17 protein-coding genes are annotated in these 19,312 nt (G+C 72.1%); 7 read left to right on the top strand and 10 right to left on the bottom strand.

The annotated features are described in order from the left end of the window. Positions 1-4 precede the first annotated feature (4 nt). Positions 5-565: a YceI family protein gene (locus tag NP777_RS07610; RefSeq protein WP_256649285.1), complete on the top strand. Its 561-nt coding sequence runs from the start codon at positions 5-7 to the stop codon at positions 563-565. Between the two features lie 24 nt (positions 566-589). On the opposite strand, the gene NP777_RS07605 is transcribed toward NP777_RS07610, so the two are convergent. Next, on the bottom strand, positions 590-2,116 hold the full coding sequence (locus NP777_RS07605) for a sulfatase family protein (protein WP_256649284.1): 1,527 nt from the start codon (positions 2,114-2,116) through the stop codon (positions 590-592). A 150-nt stretch (positions 2,117-2,266) separates the two neighbouring features. Continuing rightward, positions 2,267-3,244: an MsnO8 family LLM class oxidoreductase gene (locus tag NP777_RS07600; RefSeq protein WP_256649283.1), complete on the bottom strand. Its 978-nt coding sequence runs from the start codon at positions 3,242-3,244 to the stop codon at positions 2,267-2,269. Between the two features lie 122 nt (positions 3,245-3,366). Between NP777_RS07600 and NP777_RS07595 the strand changes: the two genes are divergently transcribed. Together NP777_RS07595 and NP777_RS48045 are read left to right on the top strand one after the other, a co-directional pair. Beyond that, positions 3,367-3,807 carry a PPOX class F420-dependent oxidoreductase gene (locus tag NP777_RS07595; protein WP_256649282.1) on the top strand — a complete coding sequence of 147 codons (441 nt, stop codon included), beginning with the start codon at positions 3,367-3,369 and terminating at the stop codon, positions 3,805-3,807. 94 nt (positions 3,808-3,901) lie between these two features. Continuing rightward, complete coding sequence (locus tag NP777_RS48045; protein WP_256649281.1) at positions 3,902-7,675, top strand: CHAT domain-containing protein; 3,774 nt, start codon at positions 3,902-3,904, stop codon at positions 7,673-7,675. Between the two features lie 128 nt (positions 7,676-7,803). On the opposite strand, the gene NP777_RS07585 is transcribed toward NP777_RS48045, so the two are convergent. Further along, positions 7,804-8,460: a maleylpyruvate isomerase N-terminal domain-containing protein gene (locus NP777_RS07585; RefSeq protein WP_256649280.1), complete on the bottom strand. Its 657-nt coding sequence runs from the start codon at positions 8,458-8,460 to the stop codon at positions 7,804-7,806. A gap of 116 nt (positions 8,461-8,576) precedes the next feature. Next, positions 8,577-9,041, bottom strand: a complete 465-nt coding sequence (locus tag NP777_RS07580; RefSeq protein WP_037965781.1) for an RrF2 family transcriptional regulator — start codon at positions 9,039-9,041, stop codon at positions 8,577-8,579. A gap of 219 nt (positions 9,042-9,260) precedes the next feature. Between NP777_RS07580 and NP777_RS07575 the strand changes: the two genes are divergently transcribed. Beyond that, entirely contained in the window at positions 9,261-12,020 is a 2,760-nt protein-coding gene (locus tag NP777_RS07575; protein ID WP_256649279.1) for an FAD/NAD(P)-binding protein, read from the top strand. Positions 12,021-12,331: 311 nt separating this feature from the next. Next, positions 12,332-12,850 (top strand): lytic polysaccharide monooxygenase auxiliary activity family 9 protein, encoded by a 519-nt coding sequence (locus NP777_RS07570; protein WP_256649278.1) that lies wholly within the window; start codon positions 12,332-12,334, stop codon positions 12,848-12,850. A 146-nt stretch (positions 12,851-12,996) separates the two neighbouring features. Here the strand turns inward: NP777_RS07570 and NP777_RS07565 are convergent, their stop codons facing one another. Further along, positions 12,997-14,220: a DUF418 domain-containing protein gene (locus tag NP777_RS07565; protein WP_256649277.1), complete on the bottom strand. Its 1,224-nt coding sequence runs from the start codon at positions 14,218-14,220 to the stop codon at positions 12,997-12,999. A 164-nt stretch (positions 14,221-14,384) separates the two neighbouring features. Here NP777_RS07565 and NP777_RS07560 point away from each other — a divergent pair, with 164 nt between their 5' ends. Continuing rightward, positions 14,385-15,173 carry a TetR/AcrR family transcriptional regulator gene (locus tag NP777_RS07560; protein WP_256649276.1) on the top strand — a complete coding sequence of 263 codons (789 nt, stop codon included), beginning with the start codon at positions 14,385-14,387 and terminating at the stop codon, positions 15,171-15,173. A gap of 49 nt (positions 15,174-15,222) precedes the next feature. Here the strand turns inward: NP777_RS07560 and NP777_RS07555 are convergent, their stop codons facing one another. The 5 genes from NP777_RS07555 to NP777_RS48460 all read right to left on the bottom strand — a co-directional run bounded on the left by NP777_RS07555 (position 15,223) and on the right by NP777_RS48460 (position 18,706). Next, positions 15,223-15,684 (bottom strand): ATP-binding protein, encoded by a 462-nt coding sequence (locus NP777_RS07555; protein WP_256649275.1) that lies wholly within the window; start codon positions 15,682-15,684, stop codon positions 15,223-15,225. 91 nt (positions 15,685-15,775) lie between these two features. Beyond that, entirely contained in the window at positions 15,776-16,810 is a 1,035-nt protein-coding gene (locus NP777_RS07550; RefSeq protein WP_256649274.1) for an ABC transporter substrate-binding protein, read from the bottom strand. A 104-nt stretch (positions 16,811-16,914) separates the two neighbouring features. Then, positions 16,915-17,709: an ABC transporter ATP-binding protein gene (locus tag NP777_RS07545; RefSeq protein ID WP_256649273.1), complete on the bottom strand. Its 795-nt coding sequence runs from the start codon at positions 17,707-17,709 to the stop codon at positions 16,915-16,917. Further along, on the bottom strand, positions 17,682-18,491 hold the full coding sequence (locus NP777_RS07540) for an ABC transporter permease (RefSeq protein ID WP_256649272.1): 810 nt from the start codon (positions 18,489-18,491) through the stop codon (positions 17,682-17,684). The genes NP777_RS07545 and NP777_RS07540 overlap by 28 nt, the downstream gene beginning before the upstream one ends. A 131-nt stretch (positions 18,492-18,622) precedes the next feature. Beyond that, positions 18,623-18,706, bottom strand: a complete 84-nt coding sequence (locus NP777_RS48460) for a putative leader peptide (RefSeq protein WP_391858472.1) — start codon at positions 18,704-18,706, stop codon at positions 18,623-18,625. A gap of 101 nt (positions 18,707-18,807) precedes the next feature. Between NP777_RS48460 and NP777_RS07535 the strand changes: the two genes are divergently transcribed. Continuing rightward, positions 18,808-19,227, top strand: a complete 420-nt coding sequence (locus NP777_RS07535) for a YjbQ family protein (protein ID WP_256649271.1) — start codon at positions 18,808-18,810, stop codon at positions 19,225-19,227. The last annotated feature ends 85 nt before the right edge of the window (positions 19,228-19,312 follow it).

Here is a 19,312-nt window from a genome sequence, read left to right as displayed (position 1 = left end):
TGCTATGACACTGAGCGACGGTACGTATCGGATAGGCCCGCCGGACGCCCGGCTGCTGATCAGGACCAGCCGTACCGGGCTCGGCCGGCGGGCGGGACACGATCTGACCCTCGAGGTCACCCGGTGGTCCGGGGACGTGGCGGTCGCCGCCGGCGCCCCTGAGCGGTCGTCGGTGAGCGTGACGGTCGAGACGGACTCTTGGGACATCCGGGAGGGGACCGGCGGGCTGAAACCACTCACCGACGGCGACCGGGCCGACATCAAACGGACGCTGGAGGGGAAGGGGCAACTGCACACGGCGGAGCACCCCACGATCACCTTCCGCTCCACCCACATCACCGGTACGCCTCAGTCCTTCGAGATCACGGGCGACCTCACCATCAAGGGCCGGACCCACCCGGTGACGCTGCGCGGGAGCGCCGATCCGGACGGCACGCTGCGCGGCTCGGCGTCCATCACCCAGTCCACCTGGGGCATCAAGCCGTACGCCGCGTTCCTGGGCGCGCTGAAGCTGGCCGACGAGGTCCGGGTGGAGTTCATATGCCCCGGCGTGGCGGGCCGTTGAGGGCCCGCCACGCCGGGGGTTTCGCTAGCTGTCGCTGCCGGTCCGGGACGCGTCCTGGCAGCTCTCCGCGCCCTTGCACCGCTGGAGCGCGGTGAGGGTGCGATGCAGGGCGGCACGTTGCTCGGCCGTGAGGGACGCCGCCCGGTTGTCCAACTGCTCGGGGTCGGCGTCCAGATCGTAGAACTCCCGCTCCCCATCGGTGTATTCGACATAGAGGGAGTCATCGGTGCGCATCGCCGCGTAGGTCGGGGGGTCGCCCGCGTTCTTGGGCGCCGCGTCGGGATCGCCCTTCCTGGACGCCGCGCGATGGTGCTCGACCAGGACGGCCTCGCGCCACTCCTCCTCCGCGCGTCCGTGCATCAGGTCGTTGAGGCTGCGCCCGTCCACGGTCGACGGCGGGTCCACGCCCGCGAGGTCCAGGAAGGTCGGGTTGAGATCGACGTTCTCCGCGAGCCGCGACACCTTCTCACCGGCCGGAACATCGGGTCCGGTGACCATCAGCGGCACGTTGACATCGGTATCGTAGGCGGTCTGCTTTCCGGTGCGGAGCCGGTGTTCGCCCATGTGGAAGCCGTTGTCCGACCCGAACACGATATAGGTGTCGTCCGCCAGACCCTTGTCCTCGAGTGTCTTCTCCATCTGACCGATCATGGCGTCGACCGCCTGGACCGAGCGCACTCGCTTGGCGAAATTCCGGTCGATCCTCGCCTTCTCCTTCGACGTCAGCGGCGACAACGAGCGCTGCCACTTCGGCGCGTTGCGGGTCGCCTTGTCATAGGCATCGGTCCGCGGCGCCTTGAGCCCCGGGAACTTGTCCTTGTCGCGCGGCGCGGGTGTGTAGGGGCCGTGCGGTGCGAACGTGGCCACCTCCAGCATGAACGGCTTCTTCTTCTCTTCCGCCGAGGAGCCGATGAACGAGGTGGCCTTCTTCGACAGGACATCCGTCAGATAGTCCTGGGGGGCCTTCCCATAGGGCACGACCTTGCCATTCTCGTTCAGCTCGTAGTCGTACTCATGGTAGCCCTCCCCGGCGACGTCCCACTCGTCCCAGCCGGAGGGCACATAGGGCTTGCCGGTGCCGTTCTTGTCGCCCGGCTGGTATCCGTTGAGGTACTTGCCCATGAACCCGGTGCGATAGCCGGCGCGTTGCAGCGCGGGCCCGAAGGTCTTCTTCTCGTTGCCGTTCTTCAGGAAGGCGCGGTAGCCGCCGTCGTCGCCGCTGTTGGTGAAGACACCGGTGTTGTGCGGGTACTGCCCGGTGAGGATGGATGTGCGCGACGGGCAGCACAGCGAGTCGGTGGCGAAGAAGTTACTGAAGGTCGTCCCCTTCTTCTGCATCTCCTGTACGTGCGGCATGTACTTCACGAGATTCCATGCCAGGTCGTCGGTGAGGACGTACACGATGTTGGGCTTCGTGCCGGAACGCGAGGCGTCGGGGCCGGAGGTGGCATCGTCGGCCGTGTTCACCGTTCTGCTGCACGAGGCCAGCATGGTGACGGCCAGGGCCGCACACAAGGCGGCGAGGACACGTGGACGGCGACTGCCGAACATGGCGCAACCTCCTACGAGTTGTGCGTCTTCGTCGCCGGGAACCGTAGGAGACGGCTTTGTGTGATTCTTGTGAGACACCGGCGCCCCGGGCCATGAGCGGCCCGGGGCGCCTGCCGTGAGTCTGTCCGAGCAGTGCCGAGGCGCCGTCGCCTACGGCGTGGCGGCGTGCTGTTTGACGAGTTCGTAGCTGCGCAGGCGCGCGGCCAGCGCGTAGACCGGTGTGACCAGCATCAGCTCCTCCGCGCCGGTCGCCTTCGCCACCTCCGTCAGCCGCCGCAGGACGGTCTCGGGCGTGCCGTACGCCTGATGGGCCCCGAACGCCGCGACCCCCGCCCGCTCCTCGGCGGTGAACGGATGCGCCGACGCCTCCTCGGGCGAGGGGAACGGGACCTCGCTGTGCCCCTTGAGCAGACCGGCCTTGACGACGTTCATCGGGCCCGCCAGCCACCCGGCCTCGTCCTCGGTCTCGGCGCAGATGGTTTCCACGCACACCAGGACACGGGGGCTCTCGCACCACGGGGAGGGGGAGAAGTGGGCACGGTAGTGGTCGAGCGCGGCGAGGGTGTTGTCGGGGCGGATGTGATGGGCGAACGCCATGGGCAGGCCGAGCCGCGCGGCGAGCGCCGCACCGGCGTCGCTGGAGGCCAGCAGCCACGGCTCCGGGAGCGTGCCGAGCGCGACCTCCTCGACCAGGAACCGCAGCGTCGCCGCCACATCGTCCCGGTACCCGTCGTCCGTCGTCGGACCGGCGCCATGCCGCAGCGCCCGAGCCGTGGCCTCGTCGAAGGTGCCGGGACCGCGGCCGATGCCCAGGTCGATCCGGTCGGGGTGCAGCGCGGCGAGGGTGCCGAACTGCTCCGCCAGCATGATGGGGGCGTGGTTGGGGGCCAGTACGCCTCCGGAGCCCAGCCGGATGGCCGAGGTCGACGCGGCCGCGTGGGCGGTCAGGACCACGGGTGGGAAGGCGCCGATGGCGGGGGAGTGGTGGTGCTCGGCGTACCAGAGTCGGCGGTAGCCGAGGGCGTCGAGACGCTGGGCGAAGGCGGTGGTGTCACGTAGCGTGTCCACGGCTCGCGTACCAGCTTGGACCATGGCGACTTCCAGCGCGGAGAGCGGCACATCGATCATGCTCCGAGCATACGGAGTGCCGGTGGTGTGCGGCAGCGGTTCCCCTGACCCCGGGTGTTCGGAACCCCCGTGGTCAGGGTATGCGTTGACGGTTTGGCCTTACGAAAGAGGAGCGCGACCGCATGGCTGCCACGCTGGACGACATCACCCGCACTTGGCTTCGGGAACCCCGGTTCTGGCAGGTGGCCACGCTCAACCCGGACGGTTCGCCGCAGCTGACGCCGATGTGGGCCGATCTGGAGGACGGCCTGGTGGTGATCAACACCTCGGCGGGCCGGATCAAGGAGGAGAACCTCCGGCGTGATCCCCGCGTGTCGCTGTGCTGCATGGACACCGAGGACCCGTATCACCGGGTGGAGATCCGGGGCAGCGCCGTCCGTTTCGTCGAGGGCGATCCGGCCGTACGGGTGATGGACCGTCTCGCGCGGAAGTACCTGGGCACCGAGACGTTCCCCTGGCTGGCCGACGGCGAGGTGCGGGTGGCGGTCTACATCGAGCCGCACCATGTCCACCGCGTGGCCGGCGTGGAGAAGTTCCGGCCGGGGGTGCTGCCGGACGCCTGAGAACGCCCCGCGGCCGCTCGAGTGGGGACCGTACTTCCCGCTCCGTGGGATGGTGGTCGTCAGGGGACGTATCCGGACATCGGGGGAGTGCGGAGTGGACGAGGAACGACGCCGCGAGGACGGCGACGACGGCGAGGACGGCGAGGACGGTGCGCGGGCCCTGCGCGTATGGGCCACCCTCGCGGCCCGCCAGGCCCAGGACGTGTTGCGTCGCGCGGCGGACGACCCGGCACGGCCCGTCGCGCTGTCCCGGACGATCGAGCATTTCGCCGCCATCGAGCGGCTGTTGCCCGCGGACGATCCGCTCCGGGACCACTTCGTGCCCTTGCTGGGCGTCATGGTGTGCATGCGGTTCGTCGGCCGTGAAACGGGCGACACGTCCGAGGACGCCCGGCTCGAGCGCGAGCATGCCCTGCGCCATCTGCGCTGGGCCGACCGCACCAGACCGCTCACCGACCCGTTCGCGGTGAAGGCCCGCAGCGCGCTGCTCCAACTGCTCGTCCCGGAGCACTGCGCACGGGCCCTGCGCGCGTGGCGCGACGGCCCCCGCCGGAAGCCGCCGCTCCGGGCCTCCGGCCCGCGGCCGCCGACCGCGTCCCCGCCGGAGGACCTGGCGGAGGCCAGGGAGGTGCTGAAGCGCCTCACCGCCGGCCCGGAAGATCCGGACATGCGTGGGATCCTCGGATGCCTCGCGTCCGAGATCGACCCTGCGCGGCCCTCGCCCTCGTCCTCCTCCCAATTCTCCGCCCCGCCCGGGGGGAGTTCGCCGATCGCCACGGAGCCGCCCGCCGGGGTGGAACCCGGGGAACGCGCCGAGGACCCGCCGGCCGACGCCGTCCAGGGCGTGCTGCGCTGGGCCACGGACGACATACCGCGGTTCACGGAGCTGGTGGTGTGGCTGTACACGGCCGTGGGCCGGCGCGCGAACTCCCCCGAGGAGGCCGACGCGGAAGTGGCGGCCCTGGGCCTGGACCGGCCGGGCCTCGCCCCGCTGCGCGAGCTGCTGACCGGGCTGGGGTCGGGCGCGGGCGACCCCCGGGCGCTGGCCCAGGACGTCCGGCGCGGCGCGGACGTGGCCCGGCGGGCGCTGCGGGAGCTGCCGGCGCACACGCCCGAACGGGCCCGCATCGCCAGGCTGCACGCCGTCCTGCTGGTGTGGGCCAACCTCCTGGTGCCCGGCACGATGGACTTCGACGAGCTGGACGAGGCCATGGCCGAGCCGGGGCCCGACCCCGCCGACCGCCCCGGCGGCCCGGGGTACGTCGGTGTGGAGCAGCAACTGGCCACTCTGGTCGATTCCGTACGGGTCTCCCAGACCGGCGATCTGGCGCACCTGGAGACGAGCGTCGGCCGGATCCGGGGGATCGTCGACTCATTGTCCGAGGACGGCGAGGGGGCCGCGGCCGTCCGCCGTGCCCTGGCCTTCGGCATGGCCGGGAGTCTGGACGCGGTGGCGACGCTCGGGGGCAGCCTCCAGGCCGCCGACGCAGCCCTGAACCTGGCCAGGGAAATGCGCGCCGCTCACGAGTTCGAGGGCTCACCGCCGTCCTTGAACACGCTCACCGCGGTGGTGTCCGCCTGCCAGCACGAGCTGGCTCTGGCCCGCCGCAGCGGGGACTTCACCGTGCTGCCGCGCCTGGTCGAGGAGCTGACGGACCTGTACGCCGTCCTGCCGCCCGACCAGGAGAACCGCTTCGCCGTCGCCGCCGTGCTGGCCGAGGTCCACCGGGAGCAGGCGGCCCGCGACCAGGACCAGGCCGGATTCCGCGCCGCGGCCCGGTATCTGAGGGAGGTGGTGGCGACCGACCCGCGGCAGCTCGCGCCCATACTCATGCCGTACTTCCCGGCCGTGCGCGTCTCCGCGCTGCTCCAGTTGATGATGATCGAACCCAGCAGGGACGCGGCCGACGAGGCCATCGCGGAGGTCCACCGGACCGTCGAGGGACCGCGGCCCACCCCCCACGAGGAACTCCGGCTGCGCTACCAGCTCGGCCGGGCCCTGCTGCACACGGCCCGCCACCTCGACGACCCGGACCTGCTCGACCTGAGCATCACCGAGCTGTCCCGGGCCCGCGAGCTGATCGTCGGAGGAGACGGTCTGCCGCACACCGCCGACGCCCTGACCCAGCTGTCCGAAGCCCACTGGCTGCGTCGCTCGCGCGGCGGGCCGCGCGCCGACGAGGACCGGGTGGCCGGCCTCGCCGCCAGAGGCCAGGCGCTGGCCAGGCTGTCCTCGGACGTCCTCCTCCAGCCCGGCTCCGAACACGGCCTGGCCGTGGCCCGCTTCGGGTCGGCTCAGGCGCTGTGGCTGGCCTACTGGAGCACCGTGTCCGGCCGTCCGGCCAATGCGGTGCACGCGCTGGAACTGGGAAGGGCCCTGGTGCTGCGGGCCGGTGCCGCGTCCCGTGGCATGCCCGAGACGCTCGAGGCCCGGGGACACCCGGACCTGGCCCGCCAGTGGCGCGCCGAGGTCGCCGCGGACCCGCCCCAGCCCGACACCGCGGCCACCGTGCCGGGCTGGGCCACCGGCCCGCGGATCCCGGGCGGCCTGCGCCGCAGGGCACTTGAAGCGCTGGGCGCGGGCAAGGGCGCGGACGCCTGGAAGCTGCTCGACCCCCCGGACGTGCCGACGCTTAAGGCCGGGCTCACCGCGGCCGGTGCCGATGCGCTCGTCTACCTCGTCCCCGGGCAGGCCCCCGGCATGCCAGGCGTCGCCCTGATCCTGCGCCCCGGCACCGGCGACGAGCGGCCCACCGTCCTGAAGCTGCCGCTGCTGACCCCCGGCAGCCCGCCGCTGGAGCGCTACCTCGACGTCACCGCCCGGCGTTCCGGGGCAGCCGGCGGCACGGCCGACCCGGGCCGTCGGACGGAGTGGGACGGGCCGTGGGAAGCGGCGTTGCGCGAACTGTGCGACTGGGCCTGGCCCGCCGCGATGGGCCCCGTCCTGGCCGCCGTGGGCCCGCTCCACCAGCCGCCCAGGATCGTGCTGGTGCCGTGCGGGCCACTCGGCGCGGTCGCCTGGCACGCGGCCCGTACCCCGTACGGGAGCGACGGGCGCGAGTACCGGTACGCCTGTGCGGAAGCGGTGCTCAGCTACGCTCCCTCCGGCGCCGAGTTCCTGCGGGCCGCGCCCCGGGACCGGCTGCCCATCACCGCCGGGCAGGTCCTGGTCGCCGACCCCGAACTCAGCCTCGTATGGGCCGAGATCGAGGCGGAGGCGCTGCACACGGCGTGCTACCCCGACGGCCTCCGCTACGGCGAGTTCCCCACGGCCGACGTCAGCGACGCGCCGGGGACACCCGAGGACATCCTGGCCGCCCTGCCCGGTGGTGCCTCACCGGCGGCCGTGCTGCACATCTGCTGTCACGCCCTGGCCGGTCCTGACCCCACGCGCTCGGCACTCTGGCTCGCCGCCCCGCCCGCCGGTCCCGAGGACGCCGGACGCCTGACCGTGGCCCGCATCCTGGACGGCGCCGTCACCCAACAGCCGGGCGGGGCGGGCCCGTTGGTGGTGCTCAGCGCCTGCGAGACGGATCTGAGCACCCGCGACCACGACGAGGCCCTGACCCTGTCCACCGCGCTGGTCGCCCGTGGCGCGGCCGATGTCATCGGCTCGCGCTGGGCCGTGAACGACGCGCCGACGGCCCTGATGATGGCCGTCTTCCACGACTTCGTCACCGCACACGGCCTCGCCCCGGTGGACGCCCTGCGCGCCGCCCAGCTCTGGATGCTCGACCCGCGCCGCGAGCCCCCGCCCACCCTCCGCGGCGAACTCCGCGGCGAGGCCACCCGCACCGACCTCGACCACATCCACTTCTGGGCCGCCTTCACCCACCAGGGCAACCCGGCGGCCCGGGGTGCGCGCTGACCCCGGCTCCGCGCCCCGCGCCGTCCGGCCGGAGAACGGAGGCCGGAGAACGGAGGCCGGACGACGGAGGCCGGACGACGGAGGCCGGACGACGGAGAACGGAGAACGGAGGTCGGAGGACGGAGGGGCTATCCGAGGACGAGCGGGAGCTTCGCGGCCAGTTCGCCCAGGTCGGCCCGCTCCTCGGCGGTCGGGGCCCGTCGTCCGGTGCCGACCAGCAGCGTGTCCTTGTCGGACCACCCCGCGGGGAACGCCGCCCCGGCGATCCTCTCCAGCATCCCGCGCGCCCCGGCGAGGCTCTCGGCGGGAGGGTCCGCCGCGCCCGGGAGATGGGCGATCAGGTCGAGATGGTGCAGGGTCCACTCCATGACGTACGCGGAGAGGTAGTCGCCCGCGGTGAGCACCACATCGCGGGTGCCGACCCGGACCGCCGGGTCGGCGAGCCCGGCCGCGCGCCCGGCGGCGGAGCCCACGTCGTCGAGGTGGAACTTCAGCAGCCACGGGTCCTCGTACGCGGCGGCCAGCCGGACGATCAGCGCGTCGAGCGGGTCGTCGCCGGTCGGCGGCGTGTCGGCCACTTCCCAGTAGGTCACCGCGTCGCGCGTGGGTTCCGCGTCGGTGGGGGTCGCCAGGGTGATCAGGACGTCCTGGGCGTCGATGACCAGGTGGCACACCAGGTCCCGTACAAGCCAGCCGGCACAGCCGGAGGGCCGTGCGAAGTCCTCGTCCGGGAGCTCGGCGACCGCCGTGCGCAACGCCGTCCACGAGCGTGAGAAGAGATCCACGGCCGCAAGCTAGCAGCGCGCCGCCCGCCCCGCGACCGATTTCCTCCCGGCCCCGCGAACGCCCAACCCGGTCTCGGAAGCGGGCGGTTGGGGCCGATACCGGCGGCCTCAGCCCATCACGTGTCGTAGTGGCGGACGTCGTCCAGGTATTCGCGCGCCCGCTCCTGGACCAGCGGGGGCAGCTCCCCGGCGGCCAGATCCGCGAAGGTGGTCTTCTCCAGCACCTGCCGCAGACTCGCCCGCACCGCGCGCCACACATCGGGCAGCACCGCCGCGGCTCCGGGGTACTCCAGACCGCTGAGGCCCACGTCCCGTACGTTGGCCAGCGGGCCGTCGATGGCGCGGATCGCGTCGGCGAGGGTGATCTCCCGCGCCGGGCGCGCCAGCAGATATCCGCCTTCCGGGCCCCGCACACTGCGCACCAGATGGGCCAGGCGCAGCTCGCGCAGGATGCCGAAGAGGAAACGCAGGGGGATGTCCTGCCGGGTCGCCACCTGTTCGGCGGTCAGGGCTGAGCCCTCCGCGGCCGCCAGTTCGGCCATCGCCCGGACGGCATAGTCCGACTTGGCTGTGATCCGCACCAGGGCAAGTTATCACGCACGTCCGTTTCATGGGGCCGGGCCCCATACCACCGGCTTGGGCATCCACCCTGGTGGGACCAAGGGTGCCTCGTTGTTCCACCATGAGTTCACCAAGTTCATTGAATTGGTGAACTTAGCTGGCTAGCGTACCGGTTGCGTGAGTGGGGCATCGATCCTTTCCCGCTCCGCCGCCGGTTCCGGGGAAGCAGGAGGTATCACATGGCATCGCCAGAGCCGTGTAGCACGTCAGGGCCGTGTACGAGGACCGTCGCCGTCGTGGGGGCGGGGGCCGCCGGCGCGCTGGTGGCGATCCAGCTCTGCGAGACGGCGGCACGCCGCCGGGTCCCGTTCGAACTCCTGCTGATCGACCCGGCCCCGGAGGCCGGCCGTGGCATCGCCTACTCCACCCTCGACCCGCGCCACCGCCTCAATGTGGTGGCGGGCAAGATGAGCTGCTACCCCGACGATCCCGGACACTTCGTGCGGTGGCTGTGCCACCACGGCGAACCGGGTGTGCGGAGTGGCGACTTCGCGGAGCGCTACCGCTACGGCGCCTACCTCGCCGACACCCTCGGCCGAGCCATCATGGCCGCCCAGGGCGTCGTCACCGTCCGCCGACTGCGCACCCGGGCCACCGGCTGCCACTGGACCACCTCCCCCGGCGGGGACCCGCGGGCCCGGCTGGAACTCGCCGACGGCCGTACCGTCGAGGCGCATCGCGTGGTGCTGGCCACCGGTCCGTCCCGCGCCACCGCCGGCTGGGCCCCCGGGGATCTGCGTGGCAGCGACCGCTTCATCGCCGACCCCTGGGCGCCGGGCGCACTCGACGCCGCCCTCCAGGACGGCCAGAAGGAGGATGTACTCCTCGTCGGCACCGGGCTGACCTCGGTGGACATCGCCATGACGCTCGACCGCCCCGGCCGCACGGTGCACAGCGTGTCCCGTGGCGGAAGGCTGCCGCAGGCGCATGCGGTGGACCCGCTGCCCGCCGCCACGTGTGCGACGCCACTGCACGGTCTCCCCCTGACCGCGCTGCGGGCCGCGGTACGTCAGCACGTCGGCCGCGTCATGCGCACCCACGGCGACTGGCGGCCCGCGGTGGACGGGCTGCGCCCGGTCACGGCCGAGATCTGGGCGTCGATGTCCACCGAGGAGCGGGCCGAGTTCGTGGAGCGGGACGGCTCGTTGTGGAACACCCACCGCCACCGCATGCCCCCGGCCACCGCCGAGGCGGTCGGGCGCATGCGCCGCACCCGGCGGATGCGGACGTACCAGGGGCGGCTCGCCGCCGCCTCGGCCCGGCCCGACGGCTCCCTGACCGTGTCCCTCGCCTCCGCCGACGGTCCCCGCACGCTGCCCGTGGGCTGGGTGGTGGACTGTACCGGGCCGGGCCTGCGGCTCTCCGACACGGCCGACCCGCTGTGGCGGAGCCTGCTCGACCAGGGCGCCGCGCTGCCCGGCCCGCTGAGCATGGGCGTCGCCACCGACCACGGACGGCTGCGCGGCGCCGGCGGCGGCACCCCCCGCCCCCTGTGGACCCTCGGCGCGCCCCGCCGCGGCGAGTTGTGGGAGACCACCGCCATCCCGGAGATCCGGGCACAGGCCGCCACCATCGCCGAGGCCGTCCTCGACCCGTGGACGGCCCCCGCGCTCCCCGCCACCGGCGGCCCCGCCCGGCGCCGGACACGTCGGCCCGTGGACACCTCGGGCCTTCCCCTCAGCACCCACGCGGCCGCCGCCACCGCCTACCGCCTCGGCGTGGACCGGCTGCTGAAGGTCAGGACCGGGGCCGCACAGGCGCTCCGCCGATCCGTGGCGCTCGACCCCGGATTCGCCGTCGGTCACGCCGCGCTCGCGCTCATCGGCCATGAGTGCGGGGCCGACGTGGATGTCCCGCGCGCCCTGGCCGACGCCCGGCGCGCGGTGCGCGAGCGCGCCGACGACTACGAACGCTCCTTCGTGGACGTCGTCTCCCGCCGCGTCCTGCACTCACCCGCGGACGGTGACGCCGCCCTCCTGCGCCACCTGGAGGAGTACCCGGGTGACGCGCTGGCGCTCGCCGTCGCCGTACCCACCATCGCCTTCTCCGGTCTGCGCGATCTCGACGGCGGCACCGCGCTCCACGTGGTCGAGCGCACCGCCCCGGCGCACGGGGAGGGCTGGTTCCACACCTCCCTGCTCGCCTTCATGCGCCAGGAGCAGGGCCGTTACGACGAGGCCGGGGTCCTGGCCGAGCGGGCCCTGGCCGCCGAGCCCGCCTCCGGCCACGCCATGCACGCCCTCGCCCATGTGCACTACGAGTCAGGTGACCACCAGGCGGGCCGTGAGCGGCTCGAACGATGGCTGGCCCACCAGGGCCGGGGTGGAACACACCGCGCCCACTTCTCCTGGCACGCCGCCCTGCACGAACTCGCCCTCGAGGACACGGGGGCGGTGCGCCGCCGGTGGGCGGAGCAGTTGTCGCCGGGGAAGGTGTACGGGGTCCGCGCCCTGGTCGACTCCGGCTCCCTGCTGTGGCGCGCCCGGCTGGCGGGCGCGTGGCAGGGCCCGTTCCCGATCGGCGACGTCCTGGACACGGCGCCCGCGGATGTCCTGGAGCGTCCGGCCACCGCGTTCGTGGCCCTGCACTCCGCCATCGCCCTCACCGCCGCGGACGACCTGCCGGGGCTGCGACGGCTGCGGGCCCACGCGCTGCGCGCCGACGAGGTGCAGCGAAGTGTCATCGCCCCGCTGTGCGCGGCGTTCGAGCACATCCTGGAGGAGCGCTGGACGGACGCGGCAGGTGGATTGGAACGTCTCCTGCCACGGCTCCCGGGGGTGGGCGGCAGCGCCGCGCAGCGCGAGATCGTGGAGGAGGCCCTGCTGTACGCGCTGGTGTCCGCGGGCCGGTGCGAGGCGGCCCGGGATCGCCTGGAGGAGCGGCTGGACCGCCGTTCCTCTCCCCACGACAGGCGACGGCTGACGGCCCTCTCCTCCTGACCGCGCCGCGAACGCCCGCGGCGGGCTGGTCCGCGGCGTCGATGTTCTCGTTCCGACCGCGTGGCGCCCCGGCCCGGATTCCCGGGCCGGGGCGGTGACTTGTGCGCGGATGACAGTGGACCAGACCACTTCCGTCCGATGTCTTGACCGTGAACAGACAGAGGGTATGGTCTAGACCTAGTGCGGCGCTGATTCACGGCCGCCCCTTGCGGCCCAAGCGTTCCGTGCAGCCACCCCCCACATCCCCCCACATCCCCACCTTCGGCAAGGACTTCCCGTCTGGCGTGGGGCCTCGCCGTGAAGGAGTTGGCATGAACATGAAACGAAAGTTGGCGGTTGTCGTCGGCGCGGGGATAGCCCCCATGATCGCTCTGAGTCTCCCCGCGAGCGAGGCCAGCGCGCACGGCTACATCTCCACCCCGCCGAGCCGCCAGGCCCAGTGCGCGGCCGGGACCGTGGCCTGCGGCGACATCAAGTACGAGCCGCAGAGCGTCGAAGGCCCCAAGGGGCTGACGAGCTGCAGCGGCGGCAACGCGAAGTTCGCCGAACTCGACGACGACGGCAAGGGCTGGGCGGTCACGCCCATCCCGTCCAAGGCCGACTTCACCTGGAAGCTGACCGCGCGTCACGCGACCAACACCTGGCAGTACTTCGTCGGTGGCCAGAAGGTCGCGGAGGTCGACGACGGCGGTGCGCAGCCGGGCGAGACCGTCACCCATCAGGTGGACTTCGGCAGCCTGAAGGGCAAGCAGAAGGTTCTCGCGGTCTGGAACATCGCGGACACCGCCAACGCCTTCTACGCCTGCATCGATGTGAACATCGGCGGCTGATCGCGAGCGGGTGAACGCGAGCGGCTGACCGCGGGCCGTTGACCGCGGGCCGTTGAACACCGAAGGCCGTTGAACACCGAAGGCCGGTCGCCTCCGAGGCGGCCGGCCTTCGGCGTCGCCGTGAGCGCGGTGCGCATGGCGCTCGGCTACCGGGGTCCGTATGTAAGCCTGCGCAGCAGCTTCTCGGCGGGCCCCGGAAGCGAACGGCGCTGCAGGAGATGGGCCCCGGCCACGGTGGCGAGCCAGACCAGGACGGCGCTCAGACACGCGGTGAGCGTCGGGCTGCCGGTCCGCTCTCCGAGCGCGAGGGCGAAGGGGGAGAGCAGCACCACCCACGCGAGGGACTGGAACAGATAGCCGCTCAGCGACCGCCGGCCGAGAGCCGCCAGCGCCGTCACGGGAAGCTTCCGCCCGGAGGCGGAGCGGGACTTCGACAGGCGCAGGGCGATGAGCCCGAAGAGTGCCACATATCCCGGGCCGCCGAACTGGCCGCTCACTTCGTACAGGCTCAGGAACGCGTCCGCGGTGGCGTCGTCGACATGTACGAATCCGCCGCTGACCAGGCCGATCGGCACCCCGCCCGCGAAGGTGACGCCGAGTGCGACCACGGCGGTGCGGACCAGCAGCCGCCGGTGGCGGGCCGGGTCCTCCAGGACGCCGCGCCGCGCGGCCCACGCGCCCAGCCAGACGATCGCGATGAATCCCAGCACGGTCAGCGTGTGGATCGGCCACTCGCGGAGCCGGTCGGCCACGGAGGTGAGGTAGTCGGGGGCCGAGAGCGAATCGACATCGTCCGTCGGCACGGCGGCGGACCCCGGGCCGCCGTGGGTGGCGCGGTACACGGCCACGGCCGCCAGGGCGGCGGCGTACACCACCGTGCAGCCCCACAGCCACAGCACGACGCGCTGCACACGTTCGCCGCGGCGCAGGAGCAGCAGGGTGAAGACGATGCCGACGATGCCGTAAGCCCCCAGGAAATCACCGAAGTTGAGCAGTGCGGCATGGACGAGGCCGAAGGCGATGAGCCATGCGTTGCGCTTCAGCAGCACCGAGCGGGCCGCGCCCGGCCCCGACCCCTCCGCGTCCTGTCTGCGGGTGAGCTGCACCAGCCCGTAGCCGAACATCACGGCGAACATCGGATAGGCGCGGGCGTGCACGAAGACGAACATGGCGAGGTTGAACGGGCGCTCCCAGCCGTGCGGCGACGCCTCCGCGCCCGGCTGGTTGCCGAAGGTGGCCACCGCGGCGTTCGCGAGGGCGATGAACAGCAGCATGGTGCCCCGCGCCAGATCGGGGGCCAGGGCCCGTTCGGTCGGGCGGACGGGGCCCCGTGCGGGGCCCGGGGCATGGGACTGCGTTATGGCTGTCACCTGGATCTCTCTCCGTCCTGACATGAGGGCCCAGCGGACAAGGGGCATGGGTGGACCCTCTCCGTCCGGGCTTAGTATAAGCCATAATCTATATGGCAGATACTAAGTAGCGGTAGGTCATGATGTACCTGGTGAGAAACCGAGGTACGAGGAGGAGAGGCGCCATGTCGGCCGAGCAGGAGGAGGCGCCCGCCGAACTGGCCCGACTGTGGAGGCTCCCGGTCTCGGCCTCGGGCCTCGGCCGGCCCGCCGCGCTCGACACCGAGCGCGTGGTGCGGACGGGAGTGGACCTGGCGGACCGGGACGGGCTGGCGGGCGCGACGCTGCCGAAGATCGCGAAGGAGCTGGGCGTCTCCCCGATGTCCCTCTACCGCCATGTGGGGTCCAAGGACGAGCTCCTCGTCCTCATGCGGGACCTCGCGCTCGGCGATCCGCCAGAGGTCGAGACCGCGCCGGACCGGTGGCGCGAGGGGCTACGGCAGTGGACCGTCGCCCAGCGGCTGGTCCACCACGACCGCCCCTGGCTCCCTCGCCTCCCCATCGCGGGGCCGCCGATGGGGCCTCATGAGATCGCCTGGATGGAGGCGGGTCTGAGCGCGCTGAGCGGCACGGAGCTGGACTGGGCCGCGAAGGTCGGCAGTCTGACCCTGCTCAGCGGCTATGTGCGCCACGTCTCCCTGTTGTCCCAGGAACACGCGCAGGGCAGGAGCGAAACGGGACTGAGCCAGGAGGAGACCGAGCGGGCCTACGGCAGGACCCTGGCGCGGCTCATCACCCCGGACCGCTTTCCGCAGGTGGCGCTGTTGTTCTCGTCGGGCCTGTTCGAGGCGGCGCCCGACGGGGCGTACGACGATCCGGCGACCGACCATGACTTCGTCTTCGGCCTCGAACGCGTCCTCGACGGGATCGCCGTGGCCGTCGACCGCGCGCGGGCGGGGACGGGGACGGGCTAGAACGGGACGGGGCAGGGGTCGATGACGTCACGCGGGGGCACGGAGGGAGTCAACTCGGTGTCGGGGCGGTGGCACGCCCCGACACCCGTCCTCTCCGGGCGATGACCGCGGTCACGGTCTTGCCCCCCGGCTCCTCGCTGACGGTCGTGGCCGTGGCCATGCCGCTGATCATCGGCCAGCCGAAACCGCCGGTCTCGCCGCGGACGTCCGGAGTGCGCCGGTGTGGCGGTACGCGGCTGGCATCGCCGACCGCGATGGTGATGGCGTCGGGGTCGGCCGACACGCGCAGTGAGCAGAACCGGCCACCCGAGTGCCGTACGGCATTGGTGACCAGCTCCGAGACGACCAGCATCACCGCGTCGGCGGCGCCCTGATCGGGCGCCGGACGCAGGCCTTCCAGAAAGGTGCTGGTGAGATGTCGTGCGTGCGCGGCAGCTTCGGGGCGGCATTCCAGGGTCTCCCGCACCGCGGACGGCGAGGCGGCCGTCCGCCGGGCCGTGGCGGTGTGCATGACGCTCACCTCGTTTCATCGGGTGTGTATCGCGCGGCTGGCGGTTTCCACGCGCTTACCCGATGCGGCGCTCCCGAAAAGGGGTGTCCTCTCAGGATCCCTTTCCGTAGGTGCGCGGTGCGGAGGTGGAGGGCGGCAGATCGCCGTTGAAGCGGGTGTCGACGTAGTCGGCGAACGAGAAGCGGCGCGGGGTGAGCTTCAGCTTCGCGAAGGTGTCCGCGATCTGCTGCTCCGAGGCGATGGCGGGCTTGTCGACGGCGACGTACACCCGGGTGCCGTTGGTCCGCTTCACCGAGTCCAGCGCCACCTGGTACGGCAGCCCGGTCTCCTTGCCCCACACCTTGGCCCACTCCTCGGGGTGCTTGTAGACCCAGTCCTGGGCCCGGCGCAGCCGCCCGAGATAGTCCTTGATGGCCTTGACCTTCTTCTTGTCCTCGAGGGAGGAGGGGTTGGCCACCTGGAAGTTGAGGCCGTTGACCACGCCCCGGCCCGTGGTGAGGACCCGCGCGTCCGACTGGCGCAGCGCCTGGGAGGTGTACGGGTCCCAGACGGCCCAGGCGTCCACTTTGCCGCGGGTGAAGGCGGCCAGGGCGTCGGCGGGCTGCAGGAGGTTGACCTTGACGTCCTTGAGCGAGAGCCCGGCCTTGGCGAGCGAGGCGACCAGCTGGTAATGCGCCGAACTGCCCTGCGCGACCGCCACCGACTTGCCCTTGAGGTCGGCCGTCTTCTTCAGCGACGACCCCTTCTTGACCAGGATCGTCTCGCCGTCGGAGGTCCCGTGCTTGGCGGCCACGACCTTGATGTGGGACTTGGCGGCCGCGGCGAAGACCGGCGGGGTGTTGCCGACCCCGCCGATGTCCACGGCCTTGGCGCTCACGGCCTCCAGGATCGGCGGGCCGGAGGTGAACGTCGACCACTTGATCTTGTAGGGGAGGTTCTCGAGCTGCCCGGCGGCGCGCAGCACCGCCTCGTCATTGCCCTTCTGGTCACCCACGTTGAGGGTCACATCGCCCTTGCCGTCGGTGTTGCCGGAGGAGCCGGAGTTGTTCTGCGCGTGCGAGCTGACGCAGGCGGACAGCAGCAGGGCGAGGGGAAGGGACAGGGCGGGGACGATACGCCATCTCATGTCAGCAGGGTCCGTTCGGGAGGTGCGGGCAGTGCGGGTGGCGCGGGGAGTTCTGGGGGATTTCGGGCTGGACCTGGCCGGTTCGGGAGGGACCGGGCGGCCGTTCAGGCGACCTTGTGGACGGCCGGTTCGGGCGCCTGCACACCCAGCCGGTCCAGCAGCTCGGTGCGCAGCTCGGCGAGGAGCGGATCGGCGATGTCGCGCGGCCGGTCCCGGTCCACCCGGACCTGATGCGCGATGACGCCCCCGTCCATCACCAGGACGCGGTCGGCGAGCAGCAGCGCCTCCTCCACGTCATGCGTGACCAGCAGCACCGCGCAGCCGCGTCGCTGCCACAGCTCGGCCACCAACTGCTGGGCGGTGATCCGGGTGAGCGCGTCCAGCGCGCCGAACGGCTCGTCCAGCAGCAGCAGATCGGGCTCGCGCACCAGCGCACGGGCGAGCGAGGCGCGCTGCGCCTCACCGCCGGAGAGGGTCTTGGGCCAGGCGTCGACGCGATGGCCGAGCCCGACCTCGTTGAGCGCCCGCTCGGCCACGGCCCGCCCGGGACGGCCGGGCAGCCCGAGCAGCACATTGCGCCAGACCCGCTTCCAGGGCATCAGCCGGGGTGCCTGGAAGGCGACGGCCTTGCGGCGCGGCACCAGCACCTCGCCCTCGATCTCCCGGTCCAGCCCGGCGAGCACCCGCAGCAGCGTGGACTTGCCGCAGCCACTGCGGCCGAGCAGCGCCACGAACTCGCCCGCCGGTACGTCCAGTTCGAGGTTGTCGATGACCGCGCGGCCGTCGAACGAGCGGGTCAGCGAGCGCACCCGCACCGCGGCTGCGCCGCTCTCGCCGCCCTGCTCCTGCCCCGACTCCTTTTCGACGGAGTTCACTTGCCGGTGAAGTTCGGTCGCCATTGCAGCAGCAGCCTCTCCAGAGTGCGGACGATGAAATCGGCGAGCAGGCCGAGGGCGGCGTAGACGATCAGGCAGACCACGATCACATCGGTCTGGAAGAACTCCCGTGCGCGGTTGAGCAGAAAGCCGATCCCGTCGTCGGCGTTGATGGTCTCGCCGAAGACCAGCGCCAGCCAGGCGGTGGCGAGGGAATAGCGCAGCCCGGTCATCGCGCCGGGGAGCGCGCCGGGCAGTACCACATGGCGGATCAGCCCCCAGCGGCCGAGCCCGAGCGAGTTCCCGGCCTCGATGAGCTGGGCGTCCACGCCACGGATGCCCGCGTAGACGTTCAGATAGAGATGGAAGGTGACACCCAGCGCGATGAGCGCGATCTTCGGGGCCTCACCGATGCCCATCCAGATGATGAACAGCGGGATCATGCCGACCCAGGGGATGCTGCGCAGCATCTGCACACTCGCGTCGACGAGGTCCTCGCCGAGCCGGGACAGCCCGGAGACCAGCGCGAGCGCGACGCCGATGACACCGCCGAGCGCCAGCCCGATCAGCACCCGTTGTACGGACACCAGCATGGCGTGCGGGAGGGTGCCGTCCTTGAGCAGGTCGGAGGCGGTACCGGCGATGGTCCCGGGAGAGGCCAGGGTGTCGGAGGGCAGGACACCGGTGGCGCTGGACACCTGCCAGAGCACCAGCAGCAGAAGGGGTCCGGTCGTACGGCGCAGCCATCGCGGCACGGAGCGGCGGCGCGCCGAGAGCGGCACGACCGGTTCGAGAACCGGGGACATGGGGGCTCCACAAAGGGGTACGCCTCGACGCCCGTACCGGCCCGTACCCGCCGTACGAGACGACGATCAGCACGGTACGGCGGAACGAGACCGAGGCGAGGGGGAGGAGAGGCGGGGGAGGGAGAGAAAGGTCAGCGGGGGCCGGGACACGCGGCGGACGCCACCCGCAGCAGGTCGATATGACCGCGCGTGGTGAGCAGGGCTGACGTAAACATGCCCTCGAAGCTAGCGAGGACGTCCGGAACCGGTCAACGGTGTCTTGATCCTCGGACCTTTGTTGCGGGAGTTTTACGCGGCGGCGTATCAGGATGGTTCCATGAGCACATTCCGTACCCACACCATCAGCGTCACCACCGGATCCACCGAGACCGTCGCCGACCTCACCGCCGACTGCGAGGCGTACCTGCGCGAGGTGGCGGACGGCGGCGACGGCCTGCTCAACGTCTTCGTCCCGCATGCCACGGCCGGGATCGCCATCCTGGAGACGGGCGCAGGCAGCGACACCGATCTGCTCTCCGCCCTCCGCGACCTCCTCCCCGCCGACGACCGCTGGCGCCACCGTCACGGCAGCCCCGGCCACGGCCGCGACCATGTCCTCCCCGCCTTCGTACCCCCGCACGCCACCATCCCGGTCATCGGCGGCGGGATGGCGCTGGGCACCTGGCAGTCGGTGTGCCTGGTCGACACCAACCGGGACAACCCCGAACGCCAGGTGCGGCTGAGCTTCCTGGGCTGAGCTGAACGGCGGTTGATATGGGCCGACATGGGCCGACACGGGCCGGTGAGGGCCGACGTGGATTGACGTGGGCCGGCATGGGCCG

The organism is Streptomyces rugosispiralis, assembly GCF_024505145.1.
Lineage (GTDB): Bacteria > Actinomycetota > Actinomycetes > Streptomycetales > Streptomycetaceae > Streptomyces > Streptomyces rugosispiralis.
Note: the sequence above shows the minus strand (reverse complement) of the source record. Positions and strands in the feature narration are given on the sequence as shown.